This window comes from Kitasatospora sp. cg17-2, from assembly GCF_054031055.1.
This window is the reverse complement of the sequence record NZ_CM132923.1, coordinates 7,101,098-7,121,490: the sequence shown is the minus strand read 5'-3', so window position 1 is coordinate 7,121,490 and position 20,393 is coordinate 7,101,098. Positions and strand designations below refer to the sequence as shown.

16 protein-coding genes are annotated in these 20,393 nt (G+C 75.0%); 5 read left to right on the top strand and 11 right to left on the bottom strand.

All coding sequences use genetic code 11. The annotated features are described in order from the left end of the window. Positions 1-128: 128 nt before the first annotated feature. The 4 genes from ACW14Y_RS30100 to ACW14Y_RS30085 form a co-directional block, all read right to left on the bottom strand. A complete protein-coding gene (locus ACW14Y_RS30100; protein ID WP_380299723.1) occupies positions 129-935 on the bottom strand; it encodes a DUF1684 domain-containing protein in 807 nt (268 codons plus the stop codon). A 234-nt stretch (positions 936-1,169) separates the two neighbouring features. Beyond that, positions 1,170-2,030 carry an acyl-CoA thioesterase gene (locus ACW14Y_RS30095; protein WP_375982148.1) on the bottom strand — a complete coding sequence of 287 codons (861 nt, stop codon included), beginning with the start codon at positions 2,028-2,030 and terminating at the stop codon, positions 1,170-1,172. 210 nt (positions 2,031-2,240) lie between these two features. After that, positions 2,241-2,987, bottom strand: a complete 747-nt coding sequence (locus tag ACW14Y_RS30090) for an alpha-ketoglutarate-dependent dioxygenase AlkB family protein (RefSeq protein ID WP_456984000.1) — start codon at positions 2,985-2,987, stop codon at positions 2,241-2,243. 236 nt (positions 2,988-3,223) lie between these two features. Then, positions 3,224-4,039 carry a transglycosylase family protein gene (locus ACW14Y_RS30085; RefSeq protein ID WP_456983998.1) on the bottom strand — a complete coding sequence of 272 codons (816 nt, stop codon included), beginning with the start codon at positions 4,037-4,039 and terminating at the stop codon, positions 3,224-3,226. A gap of 680 nt (positions 4,040-4,719) precedes the next feature. Between ACW14Y_RS30085 and ACW14Y_RS30080 the strand changes: the two genes are divergently transcribed. After that, positions 4,720-5,592: a hypothetical protein gene (locus tag ACW14Y_RS30080; protein ID WP_380299720.1), complete on the top strand. Its 873-nt coding sequence runs from the start codon at positions 4,720-4,722 to the stop codon at positions 5,590-5,592. A 363-nt stretch (positions 5,593-5,955) separates the two neighbouring features. Beyond that, positions 5,956-6,765 carry a hypothetical protein gene (locus tag ACW14Y_RS30075; RefSeq protein ID WP_456983997.1) on the top strand — a complete coding sequence of 270 codons (810 nt, stop codon included), beginning with the start codon at positions 5,956-5,958 and terminating at the stop codon, positions 6,763-6,765. Between the two features lie 236 nt (positions 6,766-7,001). Here ACW14Y_RS30075 and der read toward each other — a convergent pair whose 3' ends face one another. From der to ACW14Y_RS30060, 3 genes are all read right to left on the bottom strand, one after another. Next, on the bottom strand, positions 7,002-8,459 hold the full coding sequence (gene der, locus ACW14Y_RS30070; protein WP_380299718.1) for a ribosome biogenesis GTPase Der: 1,458 nt from the start codon (positions 8,457-8,459) through the stop codon (positions 7,002-7,004). Positions 8,460-8,678: 219 nt separating this feature from the next. Next, a complete protein-coding gene (gene cmk, locus ACW14Y_RS30065) occupies positions 8,679-9,398 on the bottom strand; it encodes a (d)CMP kinase (RefSeq protein ID WP_456983995.1) in 720 nt (239 codons plus the stop codon). Between the two features lie 235 nt (positions 9,399-9,633). Beyond that, positions 9,634-10,719 (bottom strand): prephenate dehydrogenase, encoded by a 1,086-nt coding sequence (locus ACW14Y_RS30060; RefSeq protein ID WP_380299716.1) that lies wholly within the window; start codon positions 10,717-10,719, stop codon positions 9,634-9,636. A 358-nt stretch (positions 10,720-11,077) separates the two neighbouring features. Here ACW14Y_RS30060 and ACW14Y_RS30055 point away from each other — a divergent pair, with 358 nt between their 5' ends. From ACW14Y_RS30055 to ACW14Y_RS30045, 3 genes are read left to right on the top strand one after another with little or no spacing between them, the layout of a single operon-like run. Continuing rightward, positions 11,078-13,450 (top strand): DUF4139 domain-containing protein, encoded by a 2,373-nt coding sequence (locus tag ACW14Y_RS30055; protein WP_456983994.1) that lies wholly within the window; start codon positions 11,078-11,080, stop codon positions 13,448-13,450. Between the two features lie 3 nt (positions 13,451-13,453). Continuing rightward, on the top strand, positions 13,454-15,079 hold the full coding sequence (locus ACW14Y_RS30050; protein WP_380299714.1) for a DUF4139 domain-containing protein: 1,626 nt from the start codon (positions 13,454-13,456) through the stop codon (positions 15,077-15,079). 55 nt (positions 15,080-15,134) lie between these two features. Further along, positions 15,135-15,497 (top strand): DUF952 domain-containing protein, encoded by a 363-nt coding sequence (locus tag ACW14Y_RS30045; RefSeq protein WP_266274001.1) that lies wholly within the window; start codon positions 15,135-15,137, stop codon positions 15,495-15,497. Positions 15,498-15,599: 102 nt separating this feature from the next. On the opposite strand, the gene ACW14Y_RS30040 is transcribed toward ACW14Y_RS30045, so the two are convergent. The 4 genes from ACW14Y_RS30040 to ACW14Y_RS30025 form a co-directional block, all read right to left on the bottom strand. Beyond that, a complete protein-coding gene (locus tag ACW14Y_RS30040; RefSeq protein WP_266274002.1) occupies positions 15,600-16,583 on the bottom strand; it encodes a helix-turn-helix domain-containing protein in 984 nt (327 codons plus the stop codon). Positions 16,584-16,803: 220 nt separating this feature from the next. Beyond that, positions 16,804-18,189: a pseudouridine synthase gene (locus ACW14Y_RS30035; RefSeq protein WP_380391415.1), complete on the bottom strand. Its 1,386-nt coding sequence runs from the start codon at positions 18,187-18,189 to the stop codon at positions 16,804-16,806. Positions 18,190-18,252: 63 nt separating this feature from the next. Further along, the gene (gene scpB / locus ACW14Y_RS30030; protein ID WP_231978738.1) at positions 18,253-18,846 is read right to left on the bottom strand and encodes an SMC-Scp complex subunit ScpB; all 594 of its coding nucleotides are present in this window, start codon (positions 18,844-18,846) and stop codon (positions 18,253-18,255) included. 368 nt (positions 18,847-19,214) lie between these two features. After that, the gene (locus ACW14Y_RS30025) at positions 19,215-20,159 is read right to left on the bottom strand and encodes a segregation and condensation protein A (protein WP_380391417.1); all 945 of its coding nucleotides are present in this window, start codon (positions 20,157-20,159) and stop codon (positions 19,215-19,217) included. Between the last annotated feature and the right edge of the window lie 234 nt (positions 20,160-20,393).

The following is a 20,393-nucleotide window of genomic DNA, read 5'->3' as shown; positions in this document are numbered from 1 at the left end:
CGGCCGGTGAATTGGCAGGATGATTGGTCGACACAGTGCCCCATCGTCGCCCCGCCCGCCCCGACGCCCGACACCGGGGCCCTGCGGCCACGCCCCCGGGCCGCACCGGCCCGGGGGGTGCCGGTCGCCTATCGGGTCAGGACCTGCTTCTCGCCCGCCTCCACCGCGAAGTCCAGCCGGTTGCCGGGCGGCGGGAAGGGGCAGATGAAGTGGTCCGCGAAGGCGCAGGGCGGCAGGTAGGCGCGGTTGAGGTCCAGCACCGTGCGGCCGTCCTGGTCCGGGGCGGGGAGGGTGACGAACCGGAAGCGGTAGGTGTCCCGGCCGCTGGTCGCGTCCGCGATCACCCCGCTCAGGCGGCCGTCGCCCGAGCGGCTGACCGTCAGGGTGCGGTGCTCACCGGCCACGGTGAACGCGATCTGCCCGGTCACCGCGAGCGGGCGCTCCTTGCCGTCGGCGTTCGGGACCAGCACCGTCCGCCCGGTGCCCTCCTCGCCGCCGCCCTCGAAGGGGGTGAAGACGGCCGGGACGGCCCACTCCGGCGCGTAGGGGTAGGCCGAGATCCCGGCGAACGACGCCCGCCCGGGGGAATTCGGGTCGAAGACCCGCAGGGCCGGCTCGCCCTCGCGCTCGATCGGCACCAGCAGCACCTCGCCGAGCGCGGCGGTGTCCGCCGCCGGGTCGGTGTCCGGGCGCAGCAGCACCTCGCCGTCCACGGGGGTGCCCGCCCCCGCGACGGTGACGCCGTCGGCCGCCGCCGCCCGCAGCCGCACGCCCTCCGCGTCCGCCCACCAGACCCCGGGCAGGCCGGCGATCTCCGCCGGCTCCGGCTCCAGCCAGTGCGTACCGGTGAGCGCCAGCTGGCCGTGCGGCGCGCTGACGGTCGCCGCCCGTCCGTCGCTCCAGTGCTGCCATTCCTCCGCGGCCGTCGCGGTCATCGGCTCGCCCTCCCAATCCGGTCAAGGGCCCGCGGGGGGCGGGCCGTCCGTTCTCCGTTACCCCATCGAACGTCCGGCACCCGGGCGGGGCATTCCCGGCCCGGGACAACGCCACACGGTCGTCGCACTGCCGTCACGCCGGTCACACGGCCGTCACGCGGGCCACAGCGCGGTCCCACCGGTCAACGTGCGTCAATACGCGTCAACACGCGTCAACACGCGTCAACACACCGGTCACGCCTTGATCCGGCGGAACAGGCCCTCCTGCACCACCGACACCACCAGTTGCCCGCTGCGGTCGAAGATCTGCCCGCGCGCCAGGCCCCGGGCGCCGTGGGCGATCGGGGACTCCTGCTGGTAGAGCAGCCAGTCGTCGGTGCGGAACGGCCGGTGGAACCACATCGCGTGGTCCAGCGAGGCCATGTCGAAGTGCCGGGTGCCCCAGAGCGGCTCGACCGGGGCCCGGACGGCGTCCAGCAGCGTCATGTCGCTCGCGTAGGTGAGCGCGCAGACGTGGATCAGCGGGTTGTCCGGCAGCGCCCCGTTGGTGCGCAGCCAGACGCCGCTGCGCGCCTCGACCCCGGCCAGCTCCTCGGTGCTCCAGCGCAGCCGGTCGACGTAGCGGATGTCGAAGGGCTGGCGTCGGCTGATGAACGGGGGCAGCTCGCCGAGCCGGGAGCCGACCTCGTCCAGCGCGCTCGGCAGCTTCTCCGGGCCGGGCACGTCCGGCATCGGGTACTGGTGCTCGATGCTGTCGGGCTCCGGGGCGTGGAAGTCGGCGGTCAGCGCGAAGATCGACCGCCCGCCCTGGATCGCCAGCACCCGGCGGGTGGTGAACGAGCGGCCGTCCCGCAGCCGGTCCACCTGGTAGACGATCGGCACCCCCGGCACACCGGGCCGCAGGAAGTACGCGTGCAGCGAGTGGACCGGGCGGTCGTCGTCCACGGTGCGCCCCGCCGCCACCAGCGCCTGGCCGGCCACCTGCCCGCCGAACGTGCGCTGCAGTGCCTCCTCGGGGCTGCGCCCGCGGAAGATGTTCAGCTCGATCTGCTCGAGGTCCAGCAGTGCGACGAGATCGTCGACGGGGGTAGCCATGGGACACGTCCTCTCCGGGCCGCCACCCGGGCCGGAGGTCTTCCGCCCCGCCGTCGGCAACCCGTTCTCTCGAATTCTCCAGCTCAATCGAATTCCTCAGCGAGCCGGGACATTCCCCTCCCCCGGGCCGACCGCGCCAATTCACTCGAACGAGTTCGAACAGTAGCCCCTGCGCGGAACGTCACCGCAGGTGGGAGCGGCCGGCACCGCTCACAGGCCCGACTGCCGGACGGTGATGTTCAGCCGCCCGGTCAGCCCCAGCGCCGGGTCCGCCGTCCCGGACAGGGTCCGCACCACACCGTGGTACGCGAACCGGGCCGGGCCGCCGAACACCAGCAGGTCGCCGCCGCGCAGCTCCAGATCGGTCCACGGCCTGGTCCTGGTCTCCGTGTTGCCGAGCCGGAAGACGCAGGTGTCGCCGAGCGACAGCGAGACCACCGGGGCGTCGGCGCGCTCGTCGCGGTCCTGGTGCAGGCCCATCCGGGCCCCGTACGGGTAGTGGTTGACGATCGCGACGTCCGGCTCGTAGCCGCCGGCCCCGGCGATGCCGTCGACACCGCCGCCGGCACCGGCACCGTCGCCAGCTCCAGCACCGCCGCCACCGCCACCGCCGTCCGTCGCCCCGTACGCCTCGGCCACCGCCCGCCGGGCGAGCGCGCCGAGCTCGGGCGGGAAGGGCTTGACCGGGGTGCCGTCCTCCGTCACGCGCCGATAACCGTACGGGTACCAATGAAGGCCGAGGCTGACCATCCGGACGGACATCGTCCCGCCGGTGGGCATCCGGACGGTGTGCATCCCCGCGGGCGGTCGCGCCCACTCCCGGCAGGCGGCGACCAGACGCAGTTGGGCAGCGGTGTCGAGCCAGCCGGGGAGCAGCACCGCCCCCGGAGCCGGCTCGGACCGTCCGCGCTCGGGGGAGGCCTCGAAGAGTCCGCCGAACAAATCGCCCTGGGTCACGTTCCCATCCTCGCGCACCCCTCCGACAACGGGCGGAGCCGGCGACCGACCCCGGCGACCGACCCCGGCAGCCCACCCACCCGGCCCGGCGGAACCCACCCACCTCGGCGGCGACCCACCCACCCCGGCGGGCCGTCGGCCCCGCCAACCGCCGGAAACCCCGACGGCCGCCCTCCCGTGGTGCGGGAGGGCGGCCGTGGAGGCGTGGATCAACCGCCGGATCAACCGGCGTCGGATCAGACGGTGAGGGTCTGGCCCGGGAGGATCAGGTCCGGGTTGGCACCGATGACCGTGGCGTTGTTGTCGTACAGGGCGTGCCAGTCGAGGCCCTTGGCGGCGGCGATGCTGCTCAGGGTGTCGCCGGCCTTGACGGTGTAGGTGCCGTTGACCTGCTTGGCGTCGTTCGAGGTCCAGGACTTGCCGGACTTCGCGGCCTTGTCGGCCTTCGGCGCGGCGTCGGTCTTCGGCGCGGCCTTGGGAGCCTCGACGGCCTTCGGGGCCTCGACGGCCTTGGGGGCCTCAGCGGCCTTCGGCGCGGCCTTCGGGGCCTCAGCGGCCTTCGGCGCGGCGGCCTTCGGGGCCTCGGTCGCCTTGGGGGCGGCCGGCTTCGGGGCCTCGGTGGCCTTCGGGGTGGAGGTGTCGACCGCAGCGGCGGCGCCGCCCTTGGTCAGACCGGCCTTGACGGAGCAGACGGGCCAGGCGCCCGGGCCCTGCGAGGCGAGGACCTTCTCGGCGACGGCGATCTGCTGCGCCTTGGTGGCCAGGTTGGCCTGCGAGGCGTAGGCGGTGCCACCGAAGGCGGCCCAGGTGCTGGAGGTGAACTGCAGACCGCCGTAGAAACCGTTGCCGGTGTTGATGGCCCAGTTGCCACCGCTCTCGCACTGGGCGACAGCGTCCCAGGTGGAGACGGAGGCGGCCGAGGCCGAGGTGGCCGTGACGAGGCCGGCCACCGGCAGGGCCGCGACAGCGGCGCCCGCCACAACAGCCATCCGGACGCGGTTGCGCTTGGTGGCGGTGGTGGTGGCAGCGGCGATCTCGTTACGGAAGGTCATGAGGTTCCTCTCGACAGCCCCGGGAGGGCATGCGGAACCAAGCCCTGAAGGGTCTGGAAATCGCTCGCCGCGTCCGTCGGGCGGCCGGAGACGTGTCGGACGTTCCGTGCCGCCCCGGCCACCCACCACACACCGGCGACCTGTTCGAGCGGTCGCTTCGGCGGGCACTGCCGGCGCCGGTACGAACCGGCGGGCTGTGCGTCGGGGGTGAACCCGGGTGGTGCTCGTTGCACCGCCAATGAAGCTACGAGGCGGGCGGCCGGGGTTCAAACAGCCGGAGGTCTCCCCAGCTCAGCACGGGGTTACCGGCGGTAACGACCATGTAAATGTGTCCAATTTGTCCGTTTTAACCGTCATTTCCTAGATCAAACATCGACGAGCCGTGACTCACCTCACCGTTTCATTCCGGCAGTCCCGTCATCGAGATCGACAGATTGCGACGCCGAGAACACCCTCCGCGATCGGATCAGAGGCAATTCCCGTCACCCCTACCCCCCACCCGTGACCCCTGCCACAAGGGCCCGTTGGTAAGGGCGGCCGGGCCGCCGCCGCCTCCCGGCTCGAACAGACCCGACCCTCCGGCTCCACCGCGTTCGACCCCGGGGGCCGGCCCCGAGACCCCGGGCGCCGGTCCCGACAGCCCCCAACCGGTATTTCCGACCCCGCACCGAGGAGACCCAGTGCCGCGCATGCTCGACGTCAGCGACGAGGTCCGATCCGAGATCGGCGACGACGAGGCCGACCGCCTGCTCGGCGGCGCCCACGCACCCGACAACTACGAATGCACCTCCTGCCGCACCCCCGGCGACGCCCTTCTGGAGCCGACCAGCACCGTGCTCTTCGTCGGCGACGAGACAGCCGTGCTCGCCTTCGCCCACGCCCGTTGCATCCCGTCCCAGGTCGTCCCGGTCGCCGAGGAGCAGCTGGCCGGCGCCGTCCGCAGCATCAGCCAGGCCCAGAGCGACGTGTCCGCCGACGCCGCCCGGCTGCAGCCGTCCCTCCCCGCCCAGGCCCTGCCCACCCCCGCCGTCCCCGCCCCCGCCCCGGCGTCGGACCCGGCCGGCCGGACGGGCGCCCCCGGCCAGGCCGCGATCCTCGGCATCACCTGCGGACTGGTGCTGCACGGCGACACCGGCCACGCCTCGCTGGTGGTCGAGCCGACCGGGCCGGTCGGCCGCCCCGGCAACACCACCGGCGAGGACGAGTTCCTCGACCTGCTCCAGGACGCGGGCTTCCAGCCGGTCGCCGACCTCGACAAGACGCCGGACCAGCTGCCCGGCTGGTCGGTGCTGGTCGCGATGGGCAAGCTGCACGCGATCCTCCAGCCGGCCGCGGCCGGGGGCAGCACCGGCTGGTGGCAGGCCCACCAGCCGCTCCAGGTGACCGACGCCTGGCGGTTCGCCGCCAACCAGCTCGGCGAGGTGACCATGTACGCCGTCCCGGCCGGGACGGTCGGGCGCCAGCCGCGCGAGGACCTGCTGCGCCAGGCGCTGGAGCGCGCGGTGGCGCTGGGCCAGGTGGTGTCCGCCTCCCTCCCGCTCGCGGGGACCTGAGTCACGCCCGGGACCGCAGGCCGGGGCGCCGAGCGCCCCGCGCAACCGGATGTCGGCCGGACCGCCGGCCGGAACACCGACCGAACCGCCCGCCGGTGAAGCCTCCACCGGTGGAGCCCCGTCGGTGGGACCCCTCCGGTGGAGGCCGCTGCCCGCACGCGGCCTCCACCGGCGCCGGCCCGGGGCAACGGCACCCCCGCCGCGCCCCCCGCGCACCCCCCGCCGCACCCCCAGCACCCGGCCCCGCCACCCCGCCGCCGCACCCCGCATCCCCCGGCGTCCTCACTCGTTGGGCCCTGCGTGTACAGCTACGACGTCCCCGCAGCCCCCCGGCGGTCCGCCGCCTCCCGCGCGATCCCGGGCATGCGCCCGTCGTACGACGCCGAGCACCCGCACTCGGCGACGCCGATCTACGACGAGCTGTACTCCGAGTACCGGCGCCTCTTCCGCGCCCTGCCCGGTGACCGCTCCGGTGAGGAGGACCTCGCCTTCGCGGGCTTCGCCGTCCGCGACACCGGCCCGGGGCGCGCCGACCACCGGACCGACCACCGGACGGATCACCGGACCGACCACCGCGGCTACCCGCCCCAGCACCAGGCGTTCCAGACCTACGCCGGCCAGGCGCTCGGCCTCCCCCAGTTCATGCCGAACCAGCCGGGCAACCCCGACCCCACCGGCCCGGCCGAGCAGCACGGCCACACCGGCCACCACACCGGCCACCACAGCAGCACCGGTCACCAGGGCCCGCACAGCCACAGCAACCTCCCCGCCCTCCCGGCCCAGCTCCACGCACATGACCAGAACCAGGGCCAGGGCCAGAACCAGGGCCACACCCACGGAGGCCACCCCGGCCACGCGCCGAGCCCGTACGCGACCGGCTTCCACCCCGTCGCCGCCCCGGCCCACCCCCACCCGCACGCCCAGGCCCAGGCCCAGGCCCCGGCCCAGTTCGGCACCGGCCAGGGCTGGGTGGCGGCCGGCTACCTCGGCGCCGTCCCGCACCCGATGGCGACGCACCTGCCCGCGCCCGTCCCGGTGACGGTCCCGGTCCCGGCCCCCGTGCCGACCGTGGGCACCGCCTACGGTCCCGGCGGCGGCCCGGGCGCGGCCACCGGCGGCCGCCACCGCAGCCTGCTCTCCCTCCCCCCGGGCCGCAGCGGCGACCACCGCTGACCCCGCACGCCCCGCACCCCCGCACCCCCGCACGCCCGCACGCCCCGTCCCCCCGCACCCCCGTCCCACCGCGCGCGCCCGCACCCGCACTCACACGCACGCCCCACCGCACCCCGCCGGACACGACGAAGGGCCCCGCCACCCGGTCCGAAGACCGGCCGGCAGGGCCCTTCCCCAGGGCTTCCGCCCGGCTCACCGCCTCAGCGGCCCCACCGGAGCGTCCACCCACCCACGCGTCACTTCTTCCTGCTGCGCTTCTCCCGCACCCGCACCGAGATCGAGATCGGCGTCCCGACGAAGCCGAACTCCTCGCGCAGCCGGCGCTCGATGAAGCGCCGGTAGCCCGCCTCCAGGAAGCCCGAGGCGAACAGCACGAACCGCGGCGGCCGGGTGCCCGCCTGGGTGCCGAACAGGACGCGCGGCTGCTTGCCACCGCGGATCGGGTGCGGGTGGGCGGCCACCAGCTCACCGAGGAACGCGTTCAGCCGGGCGGTCGGGATCCGGGTCTCCCAGCCCTGCAGCGCGGTCTCGATCGCCGGGACGAGCTTCTCCATGTGCCGGCCGGTCTTCGCCGAGACGTTGACCCGCGGCGCCCACTGCACCTGGACGAGGTCGCGCTCGATCTCGCGCTCCAGGTAGAAGCGGCGCTCCTCGTCGAGCTGGTCCCACTTGTTGTAGGCGATGACGACGGCACGACCGGCCTCGACGGCCATCGTGATGATCCGGGTGTCCTGCTCGGCGATGGTCTCGCTGCAGTCGATCAGGACGACGGCGACCTCCGCCTTCTCCAGCGCGGCGGAGGTGCGCAGGGAGGCGTAGAAGTCGGCGCCGGCGGTCATGTGGACCCGGCGACGGATGCCGGCGGTGTCGACGAACTTCCAGGTCTTGCCGCCGAGCTCGATCATCTCGTCGACCGGGTCACGGGTGGTGCCGGCCAGCTCGTTGACGACGACGCGGTCCTCGCCGGCGACCTTGTTCAGCAGGCTGGACTTGCCGACGTTCGGGCGGCCGATCAGCGCGACCCGGCGCGGGCCGCCGGGGGCGGCGTCGCCGAAGGTCTGCGGCGGGGCGTCGGGCAGGGCGGCCATCACGGCGTCCAGCAGGTCGCCGGAGCCGCGGCCGTGCAGGGCGGAGACCGGGTAGGGCTCGCCCAGGCCGAGCGACCACAGGTAGGCGGCCTCGGCCTCGGTGGACTGGCCGTCGACCTTGTTGGCGCAGAGCACGGTCGGCTTGCCGGACCGGCGGATGATCTTGATCAGGGCTTCGTCGGTGTCGGTGGCACCGACGGTGGCGTCGACCACGAACAGCACCGCGTCGGCCTGCTCGATCCCCAGCTCGGCCTGGGCGGCGACCATGGCGTCGAGGCCGAGGACGTCGATCTCCCAGCCGCCGGTGTCGACGACCTTGAAGCGGCGGCCGTTCCAGTTGGCCTCGTAGCTGACGCGGTCGCGGGTGACGCCGGGCTTGTCCTCGACGACGGCCTCGCGGCGGCCGATGATGCGGTTGACCAGGGTCGACTTGCCGACGTTCGGGCGGCCGACGATGGCCAGCACCGGCAGCGGGGCGTGGCTGCCGTCGCCGAGGCCGTCGAGGTCGTCGAGGTCGAAGCCCTCCTCGGCGGCGAGCGCCATGAACTCGGCGTAGTCGGCGGCGTCCAGCTCGCCGGGGCCGGTGGAGGTGTGCTCTGCGGTCATGTTCGTACTGTCCGTTTCCCGGTGCGGCCCTTCCCAGGGGCGCGCCGTGCGTACCTGCCCCTCCGGGGCAGCGCGAATGGGTTCGGGTGCCACCGCGGCACCCCGTTGTTGTCAGAAGGTTCTTGCCGGAAGTCCCGGTCGATCATTCAAGGAGTCAAGGAGTCAAGGAGTCGAGAAGTCGAGGAGCCGCACCGAACGGTCCGGCCGGTCCGGCCGGTCTCAGACGGTCGACAGCGCGGCTCCGGCCCGCTGCTCGACCAGCGTCGTGATCCGGTCGATCACCTGCTCCAGGGTGAGCTCGCTGGTGTCCACCAGCACGGCGTCCGCGGCCTGGGTGAGCGGCGCGGTCGCCCGCGAGGAGTCCGCCGCGTCCCGGCGGGCCAGGTCCGCGGCCATCGCGGTGATGGTCGTCTCGTCCAGGCCCTTGGCCCGCAGCTCGGCCGCCCGGCGCTCGGCCCGGGCCGTCTCCGACGCGGTCAGGAAGACCTTGACGGTGGCGGTCGGGAAGACCACGCTCCCCATGTCCCGGCCCTCGGCCACGATGCCGCGCTCGGCGACACCGGCGCAGCCGCGCTGCAGCTCGACCAGCCGGGCACGCACCGCCGGCACCGCGGAGACGGCGCTGACCTGCGCGGTCACCTCGGGGCCGCGGATCGGGCCGGAGACGTCGCGGCCGTCGACCGTGATGGTCGGGCCGTCCGCGTCCGTACCGGACACGATCACCGGCTTGCCGCAGGCGACCGTCACCGCCTCCGGGTCGGCCACGTCGATGTCGTTGGCCAGCATCCACCAGGTCATCGCCCGGTACATGGCACCGGTGTCCAGGAAGCTCAGGCCCAGCCGGGCGGCGACCGCCCGGGAGACGGTCGACTTGCCGGAGCCGGAGGGTCCGTCGATGGCGACGACGACCGGGGCGTGCGCTCGGTCGGCAGTGTCCACGGCGGGGAACCTCTCTCTGAAGCTCGGATCTGTGCTGCCCGATCCCTGAGCATGGCGACCCGGATCTACGGGGCAGCCGGGGATTGTCTCCCTCAAGGTTAATGGACCGGCGCCCGACCCGGCCCCGCCGGTGCCCAGCGCTCCGCAGCCGCCCCGGCCGACCCCTCCGCGCCCACCCCGGCCCGGACCCGGCAATCGGTCCCGGACCCGGACGGTTGCCGGGCCCTCGGGGCCCTCAGTCCCGGACGCTCCACCCGCTCGACCGCAGCGCCGCCGTCAGCGCCCGGACCGCCCCCGGCGCCACCGCGAGCTGGACGAAGCCCACCTGCTGGCCGCTCGAATGTTCGATCACGACGTCCTCGATGTTGACTCCGGCCGCACCGACCTCGCCGAACAGCCGGCCCAGCTCGCCGGGCTGGTCGCCGAGCACGACGGCGACGGTCTCGTAGCGGGTGGGCGGTGCGCCGTGCTTGCCCGGGATCCGGGCCTGGCCGGTGTTCCCGCGCCGCATGACCGCCTCGATGCCCGCCGTGCCGCCCTGCCGCTCGGCCTCCTCGGCGGCCTGCAGGGCGCGCAGCGCGGTGACGGTCTCGCCGAGGTCGGCGGCGAACTCCGCCAGCACGTCCGCCACCGCGCCCGCGTTGGCGGAGAGGATGTCCACCCACATCGCGGGGTTGGAGGCGGCGATCCGGGTGACGTCCCGGACCCCCTGGCCGGAGAGCCTTATGGCGGTCTCGTCGGCGTGCTCCAGCCGGGCGGCGACCAGCGAGGAGAGCAGCTGGGGGGCGTGCGAGACCAGGGCGACCGCGCGGTCGTGGGCCGCGGCGTCCATGACGATCGGCATGGCCCCGCAGAGCGCGACCAGTTCCAGGACGGCGTTCAGCGTCCCGGTGTCGGTGTCGGGGGTGGGGGTGAGCACCCACGGCCGGCCCTCGAACAGGTCGGCCCGGGCGGCCAGCGGACCGGACCGCTCCCGCCCGGCCATCGGGTGGCTGCCGAGGTAGTGGACGGTGTCGCAGCCGAGCGCGGCGATCTCGGCCCGCGGGCCGTCCTTCACGCTGGCGACGTCGGTGTAGTACTGCGCCAGGCCGCGGCGCTGGCAGTCGGCGAGCACCTTGCCGACCAGCGCGGGCGGGACGGCGATGATCGCCAGGTCCACCGGGCCGTCGGCCGGCTCGGTGGTGCCGGCGCCCAGCGAGGCGGCGGTGCGGGCGGCGTCCGGGTCGGCGTCCTCCAGATGGACGGTCAGACCCCGTCCGGTGAGGGCGAGCGCGGCGGAGGTGCCGATGAGTCCGGTACCGACGACGACAGCTGTGCGCATGGCGGGGTGGCTCTCCTCACAGAACGGAACAGCACGGAACAGCACGGGACGACGAGGACCAGCACTGCGGACCGGGTCCGCCTTATCCTCCCCCATCGCCACCGCCCACGCGGCCGCCACCCGCAACCGCGCCGGGCCCCGCGGCCGTCCCCACTCACACGGACCCGCACCACCCGCCACGGCACCGCCCCTCCACCCGCCGCACCGTCCGGACGCCGCCGACCGAGCGCGGCCGCCCGCACGCCACGCACGACGGAAAACCGGGGACGCGGGAACGGGCACACGGCAGGATGGGCCGCCCGGGAGAAGGCTCGGCGCGCGCTCGGCGCCGAAGGTACGCGACGAAGGGGTTGGCCGGGTGAACGATCAGCACAGCAGCGACCAGCATCAACCGCAGGACCACCGCACCACCACCGGTTCCACCACGGGGGACACCGCAGGAGCAGCCGGCGAAGGACCGGGAGGAGCAACCGGAGGCGGTACCACCGTCCCGACCGCCCCCTCGGTCCTGGAGTCCGTCGTCGTCCACGCCGCCGGCGCGGTCTGCCGCCGCCGGGCCCGGGTGGCCCTGCCCCCGGACGGGCGGGTCCGGCTGACCGGCCTGCCCGGAAGACTCGACGAACGCTCGCTGCGCGCCCGGGTCCTCTCCGGTCCGGCCGGCACCGCGGTCACCGGGGCCCGGCTGGAGGCCGTCGCCGAACTCCGCGACCCCTCCGAGCTGCCCGAACTGCGCCTGCGGCTGGACGCGGCCAGGGAGCACGAGAGCACCCTGCGGGAACGCCTCCGGCTGGTGCTCGCCGCCGTCGCCGAGACCACCGCGCTGCGCGCCGTCCCGCCGTCCCGCCGCCGCGACGAGGCTCTGCGCCGCACTCCGGCCGACGCCTGGCTCGAACTGGCCGACTTCGTCGACGAACGCCTCGAACGGCTCCACGGGCGCGCCGAACTGCTCACCCGGGACATCGAACTCGCCGAGCACGAGACCGAGTTGCTCGCCGACCGGATCGCCCGCGCGACCACCGCCGACCCGCAGGAGGCGATCACGACCGCGACCACCGCCCTCCTCACCCTCACCACCACCCCCACCGAGAACACCACCGAGAGCACCACCGAGGACACCGACAGCACCGACAGCACCGAGAGCACCGGCGGCACCGCCCCCGAGCTGGACATCGAGCTGGAGTACACCGTCCAGGCCGCCCGCTGGGTGCCCTCCTACCGGCTGTCCTACCGCCAGGGCGAGGACACCGGCCAACTGGTCCTGCGCGCCTCCGTCGCCCAGCAGACCGACGAGGACTGGACCGGCGTCCGCCTCGCCCTCTCCACCGCCGACCTGGAACGCCGCACCGAACTGCCCGAACTGCGTTCGCTGCGGATCGGCCGCAGCCAGCCGGCCCCGCCGCCCTCCGGCTGGCGCGAACCCCCGACCGGGCTGTCCGACCTGTTCTCGGCCTACGACGCGGTCGGCCCGCGCCCGGTCCCGGACCGTCCGCTCCGCTCCGCCGGGGCGCCGCTCGCGGTGTCGACCCCGATCGCTCCGCCCGCCCCGGTCGCCCCGACCGGGGCCGTGCCGCCCCCGCCCCCGGCCCCCGTGGCGGCCTCGTTCCCCGCCCCGGGCTCCTTCCCGCCCCCGGCCCCCCAGGCCCCGGGCGGCTTCGGCCGACGACCCGCCGGCCCCGGAGCCCGCGGCGGCGCCCAGGGCGGCATGCGCGCGGCCGACGAGCCGTCCGGGTTCGGCGGCTACGGCGGGGTGCCGCTGCCCCCCGAGGCCCGCCGCGTCCGCGCCGCCTTCCCCACCGAAGCCGCAGGAGCTGCAGGAGCCGGCGGCCCCGGCGGATTCGCCGAGGAGGCCGACTTCCTCCTCGCCGGCGCGCCCGCCCCGTTCGCTCCCCCGACCGGACCCCCGGTCCCGGACGAACGGCTGCTCGACTACCCCGTGCTCGAACTGCTCGGCCCGGACGGCGACACCGAGCGGCGCGGCACCCTGCAGCGGGCGTTCCGTCCGGGCGCCGGCATCAGAACCGCGGTCGGCCCCTACGGCGCCCGGCTGCAGCGCCTCCCGATGCCGCCGTACGCGGTGCCGCCGCGGGTCTCGGCCGGTTCCTTCGACCACCGCTTCGACGCCGCCGCGCCCGCCGACATCCCGTCCGACGGCACCTGGCACACCGTCACGATCGACGACATCGCGGTCAGCGTGCGGCCCGAGTACGTCGCCGTGCCCTCGGTCGAGGAGCGGGTCTACGCGACCCTGGTGCTCACCAACGGCACCGCCCGCGCCGTGCTCGCCGGCCCGGTCGAGGTGACCGTCGACGACGAGTTCCTGCTCACCGGGGCCCTGCCCACCCTCGCCCCCGGCGGTGTGCGCCGACTGGGCATCGGTGTCGCCGAGTCGGTCGAGGTGACGCGCCGTACCGAGCTGCACGAGTCCACCGCGGGCATGCTGAACAGCAGCACCGTGCTCGACCACCGGGTGCGCGTCGAACTGGCCAACCGGCTCGGCCGCCCGGTCACCGTCGAGGTCCGCGAACGGGTACCGGTCAGCTCCGACGCCGATGTCCGGATCGAGGAACGGCCCGGCTGGCACGCACCGGAGGAACCGTCCCCCGAGTGCCCGCCCGGCACCCGGCTCCGACGGGTCGACCTGCCGCCGGGCGGCCGGGCCGAGCTGGACGGCGGCTACCAGATCAGAATCCCGGCCGGAAAGGCCATCGTCGGCGGAAACCGGAGGAACTGAACGATGACCGTCACCCCCCTCCCCGGCGCCGCGAGCGCGGGCGCCCCGGGGCCGGACACCCCACGCCCCGCAGGAACCACCGCCCCGCACCCCGTGACGACCCTCCCCGTCACCACCGTCACCTGCCTGGAGGACCGCGCCCGGATCGGCCGCACCGCCACCCCGGACCTCGCCGCCGGCGTCCAGCGGCTGCGGCTCGGCCCGCTCACCGCCCTCGCCGTCGACCGCACCCTGCGCGCCGAGTCGGACACCCCGGGCGTCCGCGTCCTGGACGCCCGGATCACCCGCGCCTGGACCCCCCGCGCCCCCCTGCCGCCCGGCCCGGAGGACTCCGAGCTGCGCCACCGGCTGCACGCGCTGGAGGTCCGGATCCGCGAGGAGGAGCGGCTGACCGACCGGCTGGAGGCCCGGCTGGCCCTGCTCGCCCAGCTCAGCACCGATCTGCTGCGGGAGGTCGGCGAGGGCGCCGGCGCCGGCGAGGTCGAACGCACCCGCTGGCACCGCGAGCTGGACCGGGTCGACGCCGGCCGCGAGCAGCACGGCGAGGAACTGCGCGCCGCCCGGGTCCGGCTGCGCCGGCTGGAGGTGGACCGCGCCGCGGCGCTCGGCGCCCTGGAGGAGTCCGAGGAGCGGCCCGCCGAACTGGTCGCCCACCTCGAACTCACCGTCGAGGCCGCCACCGCCGGTCCGGCCCGGCTCACCGTGCACCACCTGGTGCCGTGCGCCCTGTGGCGGCCGTCCTACCGCGCCACCCTGGCCGACGGCGTGCTGCGGCTGGAGTCCGAGGCGGTGGTCTGGCAGCGCACCGGCGAGAGCTGGGACGGAGTCCGGCTGACCTTCTCCACCGCCCGGTCGGCGCTGGCCACCGAGCCGCCGGCGCTGGTCGACGACGTCCTGGTCCTGCGCGAGCGCACCAGCGAGGAGAAGCGCGCCGTCGAGGTCGAGCTGCGCGAGGAGGCGATCTCCGAACTCGGTCCGGACGGCGTGGTGCCGGGCGTGGACGACGGCGGCGAGGTGCGGGTGCTGAACGCCCCGGCCCCGGCCACCGTGCCGTCCGACGGCAAGGCGCACCGGGTGCCGCTGGCCTCCTTCGACGGTCCGGCGCGCAGCGAGTTCACCTGCGCGCCGGAGCTGTCGCCGCTGGTGACCCAGGTGGTCCGGTTCCGCAACACGGCCGGCCACCCGCTGCTCGCCGGGCCGGTGGAGCTGGTCCGCGGCAGCGGGTTCACCGGGCGCGGACGGCTGCCGTTCACCGCGGCGGGAGCCGACACCGAGCTGTCCTTCGGCAGCTCGGACGGCTACCGGGTGGTGCGGGAGACCGAGGAGCGCCGGTCCACCGCGGGCCTGAGCCAGCGTTCGGTGACCACCCGCACGGTGCGGCTGCACCTGTCCCGGTTCTCCGGCCCGGAGGAGCGGGACGAGCAGCTGGTCGCGGTGCGCGAACGGGTGCCGGTCTCCGAGGTGGCGGCGGTGGAGGTGCGGCTGCGCAAGGAGGAGTGCTCACCCCTGCCGGACGCCTTCGACGCCGAGGGCATCGTGCGCTGGGACGTCCCGCTCGGCCCGGGCGCCCGCCGCACGCTGACCCTGGTGTACGAGATCTCCGCCTCCTCGAAGGTGGCGGGCCTGTGAGCGGCGGCGGCCCGGGCGCCCGTCCGGGCCCGGCCGGAACGGGTACAACAGGAGCATGATCCTGCACCTCGCTCCCCTGGACGACTGGCTGGCCGACCCCGGGCGGCCGTACGCGACCGCCTCGCTGCTCACCGACGGGTTCATCCACTGCTCGGCGGACGAGCCGACCGCGCTGGCCGTGGCCAACGCCTTCTTCGCCGACACCCGCGGACCCCTGATGGTGCTGCTGATCGAGGAGTCGCTGGTGGAACCGATGGTCAAGTGGGAGGCCCCGAACGGCGCACCGCCGTCCGGGGCCACCCCGGGGGTGCTGTTCCCGCACATCTACGGGCGGCTGAACCGCACGGCCGTGGTCGGGCTGGAGAAGGTCGAGCGGGGCCCGGACGGCCGCTGGGCGTCCCTCTCCCCCTGGAGCTGACGCCCCGCCCGGCCGCGCGCGGCCCCGCCCGGCCGCGCCCGCGGATCCGGGGACGCGTCCTCGGGCCCGCTCCCGCCCGGCGGGATCCGAGGGGCGCCCGCCCTACAGCCAGCCCCGCTCCCGGGCCGCCATCCCGGCCTGGAAGCGGGTGGTGGCACCCAGCTCGCGCATCAGCGACTGGAGCCGGCGCTGGGTGGTCCGGGCGCTCCAGCCCAGCGAGCGGGCGATCGACTCGTCGGTGAGGCCGGCCGCCAGCAGGCCCAGCAGCTTGCGGTGGTCGGCCTCCGGCTCCAGCGCCCCGTCCCCGGTCCCGATCGCGGCCTGCAGCTGGACGGCCCGCTCCCACTCCGCCTCGAAGAGCGTGTCCAGGGCCTGGAGCAGGGCCGAGGGGTGGATCACATAGGCGGCGTCGAGGACGCTGTCGCCGACGCTGATCGGGATGATCGCCATCCGGTCGTCCGACATCACCATCTTCATCGGGAGCACCGGCCTGACCCTGGCCTCCTCCCCGTCGGCGACGCCGGCCAGGATGTTCTTCTCCAGCCGGCCCGGCCAGGCCACCGCCTCCCGGTCGTAGATGGTCCGGAACCGCACCCCCTCGCCCAGCCGCTGCCGCTGCAGCGGGATGTTGGCGACCGGGTCCTGGATGTAGGGCGGGCAGTCGAAGCCGCGGATCTGGTACTGGCTGGTCCCGGTGATGTGCTCCAGCCGCTGGGCTATCGCCTCGCCGCCGGTCAGCACCTCGACCGAGTGCGCCGGGTCGGTGTACCGGGACGCCTCCCGGAAGGCGTCCATCAGCCGGTGCATCTCGGCGCGGGCGTGCCGCAGTTCGGACTCCCGGTGGCCGATCAGGGTGCCGATCGCCACGTCCGGGGCGACCGGCAGGAAGCGCTGGCGGTCCACCGGGGCCCGGGTCGCCATGCCCTGCTGGGCGAGCCGGTCCAGGGCCCGCAGGCTCTGCTGGGGGGTCAGTTCGCAGAGCCCGGCGAGGTCCTCGGCGGTGGACTGCGGGTTGGCCACCAGCGCCGCGTAGACCCGCCCGTCCGGTCCGGCCAGTCCCAGAGCGCTGAGTGGTGCATCGGACACGGCGTCGCTCCCCCGTTCGCCTGTCGCCCCCCGCACGGGGATGGCGCACTCCCGCCACCCGGCGGGTCGCGGTCAGGTGGCAATCCTCGGCCACGGATCACCGGGCTGACAAGGTGATCAGCCCACGATGCGGTCCGCTTCACAACGGATCAGCCGAACGACGGAGGGCCTCCCCGCCGATCGGCGGGGAGGCCCTCCTGAGACCCTGGGGGTCGGGGTGTTACAGCCCGACCTCGCGCATCAGCTGACCGACCTCGGGGTTGGTCAGCCGGCGCAGCCAGCCGGACTTCTGGTCGCCGAGCGCGATCGGCCCGAAGTGGGTGCGCACCAGCTTCTCGACCGGGAAGCCCGCCTCGGACAGCATCCGGCGGACGATGTGCTTGCGACCCTCGTGCAGGGTCACCTCGACCAGGTAGTTCTTGCCGACGTTCGAGACCACCTTGAAGCTGTCGGCGCGGGCGTAGCCGTCCTCCAGCTCGATGCCCTTGGCGAGCTGCTTGCCCAGGTCGCGCGGGATCGGGCCCTGGATGGCGGCCAGGTAGGTCTTGGTCACGCCGTACCGGGGGTGGGTGAGGCGGTGGGCCAGCTCGCCGTGGTTGGTGAGCAGGATGATGCCCTCGGTCTCGGTGTCCAGACGACCGACGTGGAACAGCCGGGTCTCCCGGTTGGTCACGTAGTCGCCGAGGCACTGGCGGCCGTCCGGGTCCTCCATGGTGGAGACCACGCCGGCCGGCTTGTTCAGCGCGAAGAACAGGAAGGACTGGGTGGCGACGGTCAGGCCGTCCACCTTGATCTCGTCCTTCTCCGCGTCGACCCGCTTGCCCTGCTCGGTGACGCGCTTGCCGTTGACGTCGACGCGGCCCTGCTCGATCAGCTCCTCGCAGGCGCGGCGGCTGCCGATGCCGGCCCGGGCCAGCACCTTCTGCAGTCGCTCGCCCTCGGGCTCGCCGAAGGTCTTCGGCAGCTTCACGGCCGGCTTGTCGTGCCGGGCCAGCACCGCGTCCTCGATCCGGGCCTGCAGCTCGCGCGAACGCTGCGGCTGGCGGCGCGGGTCGCCCGGGGCGGGCGCGCCCTCGCGGCGCGGCCGCGGGGCCGGGCCGGGCCGACGCCCGGTGTAGCTGCCGCGGGCCGGGGTGGCGTTGGGGCCACCGCCGAACTCGGGGCGGTCGTACCTGCGCTCCTCGGGCCGCAGCGGGCGGTCCGGGAAGCGACGGTCGTCACGGCGGTCGTCACGGCGGTCGTCGCGCCGGTCGTCCCGTCGGTCGTCACGGCGACCGTACGAACCGGAGCCGGAGCCCGGACGACCCGCACCGGAGCCACCGCGGGGCGCGCCGGAGCCGCCACGGCCCGCGCCGGAGCCACCGCCGTACGAACCGCCACGCTCGCCCGAACCGCCGCGGCTCCCGCCGCCACCGCCGTACGAACCGCCACGCTCACCCGAGCCGCCGCGGCTCCCGCCGCCACCGCCGTACGAACCCCCGCGCTCACCCGAGCCGCCGCGGCTCGCGCCGCCCCCGTAGGAGCCGCCCCGGCCCCCGCCCTGTCCGCCGCGAGAGCTGCCGCTGCCGCCGCCGCTGCTGTTCCTGCCGTTGCCACTGCTACGCATCAAAGTGTCCGTACGTCGTTACCGTCTGGGCTGTGCGGTCGTTTCGGCCGACCTCACCGCCCCCTACCGATCAGGCGCAGCCCGACCGGCCTCGCCACTGCCGTCCGCAGCCTTCGCGGCAGCGGCGGCGACCGCCTCCGCGATCATCGTGCCCTCCAGGGACTCCGCTTCCACGTCGTCGACCTCGGGCAGGAACGGGGCGAGCTCCGGCAGCTCGTCCAGGCCGCGGAGCCCCATCCGTTCCAGGAAGTAGTTCGTCGTCCGATACAGGATCGCACCTGTTTCGGGCTCGGATCCGGCCTCTTCCACCAGTCCTCGCTGTACCAGGGTACGCATCACGCCGTCACAGTTCACACCGCGGACGGCAGAGACCCGCGATCTGGACACCGGTTGCCGGTAGGCGACCACCGCCAGGGTCTCCAGTGCCGCCTGGGTCAGACGGGCCTGCTGGCCGTCCAGGACGAAGCGGTCGACGGCCGGGGCGCAGGTGGCGCGGCTGTGGAAACGCCAGCCGCCGGCCACCTGCCGGAGGTCGAAGCCGCGCCCCTGGGCGGTGTACTCGGCGGACAGTCCGCGCAGGGCCGAGGCCACCTCCGCCCGCGGGCGCTCCAGTACGGCGGCCAGGTGGGCCTCGGCGGCCGGCTCGTCGACGATCATCAGGATCGCCTCCAGCTCGGCCCGCAGTCCCGGCCCGTCCTCGACGGGGAGGCCGGGAAGATCCACGGAAAAGTCTTCGGGAGGCTCCTCCGGGAGTTCCACCGGAGAAGTCGACGGAGCCGACTTCTGGTGCACCACCTCCACCGGCACCGCCCCGGCCACCTCGACCGCCGCGACCGCCTCGACCGCGACGGCGGCCACGGCCGCCACCGCAGCCGTCACCGCGGGGACGGCCCCGGGAACCGTCACCGTACCGTCCTCCAGGACGCTCGGCGCCGGTTCCTGCCACTCCTCGGCCCTCGGCTGCCCCGGGACCCCCAGCGCCCGCCTGGCCGGCCGTCCACCGCCCGCCTCGCCGTTCCCGACCGTCATCGCCCGTCCTCACTCCTCGCCGCCGCCTCGTCCGCCGGCCGGTCGAACTCGTCCGTCACCTCGACCGCGCCCCGGTCCGCCTCGGCCACCCAGCGCACCACCAGCTCGCCGAGCGCGTCCGGCTGCTCGAAGGCGAGCACCCGCTCCCGGTACAGCTCCAGCAGGGCCAGGAAGCGGGCGACCACCACCATGGTGTCCGGGGCGTCCGCGACCAGCCGCTGGAAGGTGGCCTCGCCCAGCTCGGCCAACAGGTCGACCACCAGACCGGCCTGCTCGCGCACGCTCACCGGCGGGCTGTGGATGTGGTCGACGTAGACGACCGGCGGGGGCTTGGGCGTCATCGCCCGGGCGGCGAGCTGCGCGAAGCGCTCGGTGCCGATGCTGATCACGACCTCGGGCAGCAGCGCCGCGTGCCGGGGCTCCAGGCCGACGCTGCGCGGCCGCCGGAGCAGTTCGGCGGCCCAGCGCTCGCCGAACAGCGCCGCCGCCCGCTTGTAGGCCCGGTACTGGAGCAGCCGGGCGAAGAGCAGGTCGCGTGCCTCCAGCAGGGCGAGGTCCTCCTCGTCCTCGACCTCGGCGGCGGGCAGCAGCCGGGCCGCCTTGAGGTCGAGGAGGGTGGCGGCGACCACCAGGAACTCGGTCGCCGCGTCCAGGTCCCAGTCCGGCCCCATCGCCCTGGTGTGGGCGAGGAACTCGTCGGTGACCGTCGCCAGGGCCACCTCGGTGACGTCCATCCGGTGCTTGGCGATCAGGCTCAGCAGGAGGTCGAACGGGCCCTCGAAGTTGTCCAGCCGGACCCGGAAGCCGCCCTGCGGCCCCTCGGCGCCCGCTCCGCCCCCGCCACCGGCACCCACCGCGCCCACGGCGGCCGACGCGCCGGGCTCCGCCGCAGCGACGGCGGCGGCCTGGGCGACGACGGGGCTCTCGGACGTGCTCGGCATAACGGTCCATCTTCACCCGGCCGCGCCGGTCACCCCGCACCGGGGCCGCCGACACGCCGGTCCCTCCGGCCCCGCAGCCGCCCGCACGGCCGCCGTAAGGCCCCGGACCCACCCCGGGCCTGCCCCGGCCCCCCGCGGCCCCGAGGCGGGCGCTCAGCGCCCGCACAGCCGCCGTTCCGGGGCCCGGCGGCCCCGCCTCGCCGCCCCGCGACCCGCCAGGACGACCGCGAGCCC